The organism is Pseudomonas sp. GM78 (assembly GCF_000282475.1).
Taxonomy (GTDB): Bacteria; Pseudomonadota; Gammaproteobacteria; order Pseudomonadales; family Pseudomonadaceae; genus Aquipseudomonas.
Map to the genome: position 1 here is coordinate 1 of NZ_AKJF01000010.1, position 2,650 is coordinate 2,650.

Consider the following 2,650-nt stretch of genomic DNA (forward strand, 5'->3'; position numbering starts at 1 on the left):
GGCAGGAGCCGCCGGTGTCAGTACCGATCGCCGCCGCAGCCATCCGGTCGCTGACGGCGACCGCTGCCCCCGAAGAGGAGCCACCCGGGATCAGGCCGATTTCCCGCTGGAACGGGTTGCTCGCCGTGCCGTGATGAGGGTTGAGTCCCACCCCTGAGTAAGCGAATTCGCTCATGTGGGTTTGCCCCAGCACAATGAACCCGGCGGTTTTCAAGCGAGTGATCAGCGGCGCATCGGCTTTGGCGGGCGGGGCGTCGTTCAATACCACCGAGCCTGCCCGCGTGGGGTGGCCGAGGAGGTCCATGTTGTCCTTCACACAGATCGCAATGCCGGCATAGGGTGAAGGGCACAGGCCCTGGCGACGCAGTGCGTCCTGGCGACCGGCCTCGGCCAGCGCGGCCTCGGCCTGCACCCGTCGAAAGACTCTCGGACCTTCGCCCTGAGGGTTTGCGATTCGCGCCAGGCATTGCTCCACCAACGCGCGACTGGTTATCTGGCCGTTGGCCAATTGCTGCGCCAGGCTGTTCAGCGTCTGTCTCATGGATCAGCCCTCATGAGGGCCGAATCTATGATCAATGTCGGCGTGGAACGCGGCGTCCAGCGCACAGGCGATTTCCCCGATCAACACGGTGGTTTCAGGGATCAAGCGACCCATGGTGATAAAGCCATGGATCTGACCCGGGAAATGCCGCTCGATGACCCTCACGCCGGCCTCACGCAAGCGTTCTCCATAGGCGCGCCCTTCGTCTTCCAGCGGATCGCAGCCGCAGGTGACCAGGTAGGTCGGTGCCACGCCAGTCAGGTCTGTCGCCAGCAGCGGTGATGCGCGCCAGTCGAGGCGATCCGCCTCGGTGCGCAGATACTGGGCTTGGGTCCACGCCAGTGTGGCAGCGGTGAGGGGGGGCTCCAGCGCCAGTTGTTGCTGCGAGGTATGGCTGCCGTGGAAGTCGGTGGCCGGATAAATCAGCGCCTGCAGCGCCAGGGGCGGATGGTCGGCGTCCCTGGCCATCAGCGCGACTATGGCCGCTAGGTTACCCCCGGCGCTGTCTCCGCCAACCGCCAGCTTGCTTGCATCAATGCCCAGGTGCGGGGCCTGTGCACGGACAAAATTCAAGGCCGCGAAGGCGTCGTCAGCCGCAGCGGGAAACTTGTGTTCCGGCGCCAGTCGGTAGTCCACGGCAATCACAATGCAGCGAGCCAGCAGGGCGAGTTGGCGGCAGACCACGTCGTGGGTTTCCAGGTCACCGACAACCCATCCTCCCGAATGAAAGAACAGCAGCGCGGGCAGGGCACTGCCGGTTTGCGCCTCTATGCCGCGATAGAGCCTGAGCGGGATGTCGCCACCCGGTCCGGGTGCTACCAGATCCTCAATCGCCGCAATCTGCGGTGCTGGCGAAGCAAGGGCGAGGCGGCTGTTGCGAAACGCCGCTCGGGCCTGTTCGGCACTGGGCTCGCCAGCAACGGCAGGTGCCTGGCGCATCAAGGCCACCACCCGCGCTGCGCCAGGGTCCAGCTGTCTGCGCGCAATGCTACTCATGTCCGCACCTGGGCGATGGCTTCGATTTCTACGAGGGCGTTGTCGGCTGCCAGGCCGGCGATCACCGTCGAACGGGTGGGTTTGTGCGCGCCGAATGCCTGGGCATAGGCTGCGTTGAAGGCTGCAAAGTCTTCGCGGCGGGTGATGAATACGGTGGTCTTGACGATGTCTTCGAGACCCAGGCCATGGGGTTCTAGAATGCTTTGCAGGCGTGCGATGACGGTCAGGGTTTGCGCGGTGATATCACCTTCGATCACGCCCTGTTGATTGAATGCCAGTTGCCCGGACGTGAACACCAGATGATGGGCTTGCAGGGTCGAGGAGAGGTGCGGGGTCGTCATGGGAGTGTCCTTGGGTCGGGAATTATTCGAAGTGCCAGGCAAAACCACTGCCCAGGCGTTGCACGCGGCCAGCCGAGGTGCCGGCGAAATGCGAGCTGAAATACAAGGCGTTGTGGTCGGCGAGATAGTTCAGCAACCACTGACGCGAGCGATTTGCCGCTTCCGGCAGGTCACAGAAGCACGATGCCCACAGCGGTTGTGCCACCTGTATGGGGTGGTGCATGACATCGCCGCCGAACATGGCCGTTTCACCGCCCGAATGCAGGCTGATGGACATGTGCCCGACGCTGTGGCCCTGGGTCGGGTGGAAGTGGAAATCATCGAGAAACGGCCCGCCGTCGACACCGATCATCAACGCCTGACCGGCGTCGATGACCGGTAGCACGCTGTCGACGAAGGCCGCATGACCGATGCTCTGGCGACCGGCGTCGCTGAGAAAGTGTTCGTACTCCGCTTGCGGGAACACATATTTGGCATTGGGGAAAGTCGGCACCCACTGGCCGTCGACCAGTCGGGTGTTCCAGCCGATATGGTCGATATGCAGGTGCGTCAATAATACGAAATCGACCTCTTCGGGCGTTACACCCGCGGCCGCCAGGCGTTCCAGCCACGGCTCGTCGAGCTGGTGGAATATAGGCAGTTCCGGGCGCGGCTTGGCGTTGCCTACTCCGGTGTCGACCAGCACCGTATACTGCGGTGTCTTGATCACCCAGGTATGCACGCTGATGATCAGCTTCTGGCCTGCGGCGTCGAGATTGTCGGGGACCAGCCA

At 63.5% G+C, this 2,650-nt stretch carries 4 protein-coding genes; all 4 read right to left on the reverse strand.

Translation table 11 applies throughout. The annotated features are described in order from the left end of the window. Positions 1-541: amidase family protein (locus PMI35_RS30850; protein ID WP_008054647.1), on the reverse strand; the 541-nt coding region annotated here is incomplete at its 3' end. A 3-nt stretch (positions 542-544) separates the two neighbouring features. Next, positions 545-1,537, reverse strand: coding sequence for an alpha/beta hydrolase (locus tag PMI35_RS30845; RefSeq protein ID WP_008054648.1), 993 nt, complete (start codon positions 1,535-1,537; stop codon positions 545-547). After that, on the reverse strand, positions 1,534-1,878 hold the full coding sequence (locus PMI35_RS30840; protein ID WP_008054649.1) for a RidA family protein: 345 nt from the start codon (positions 1,876-1,878) through the stop codon (positions 1,534-1,536). The genes PMI35_RS30845 and PMI35_RS30840 overlap by 4 nt, the downstream gene beginning before the upstream one ends. 22 nt (positions 1,879-1,900) lie before the next feature. After that, positions 1,901-2,650 (reverse strand): MBL fold metallo-hydrolase (locus PMI35_RS30835; RefSeq protein ID WP_008054650.1); only part of this gene is annotated, 750 nt, incomplete at its 5' end.

Excerpts from the sequence above, each read along its gene's own strand:
- PMI35_RS30840 (WP_008054649.1), bottom strand. The coding sequence starts at position 1,878 with ATGACGACCCCGCACCTCTCCTCGACCCTGCAAGCCCATCATCTGGTG.
- PMI35_RS30845 (WP_008054648.1), bottom strand. The coding sequence starts at position 1,537 with ATGAGTAGCATTGCGCGCAGACAGCTGGACCCTGGCGCAGCGCGGGTG.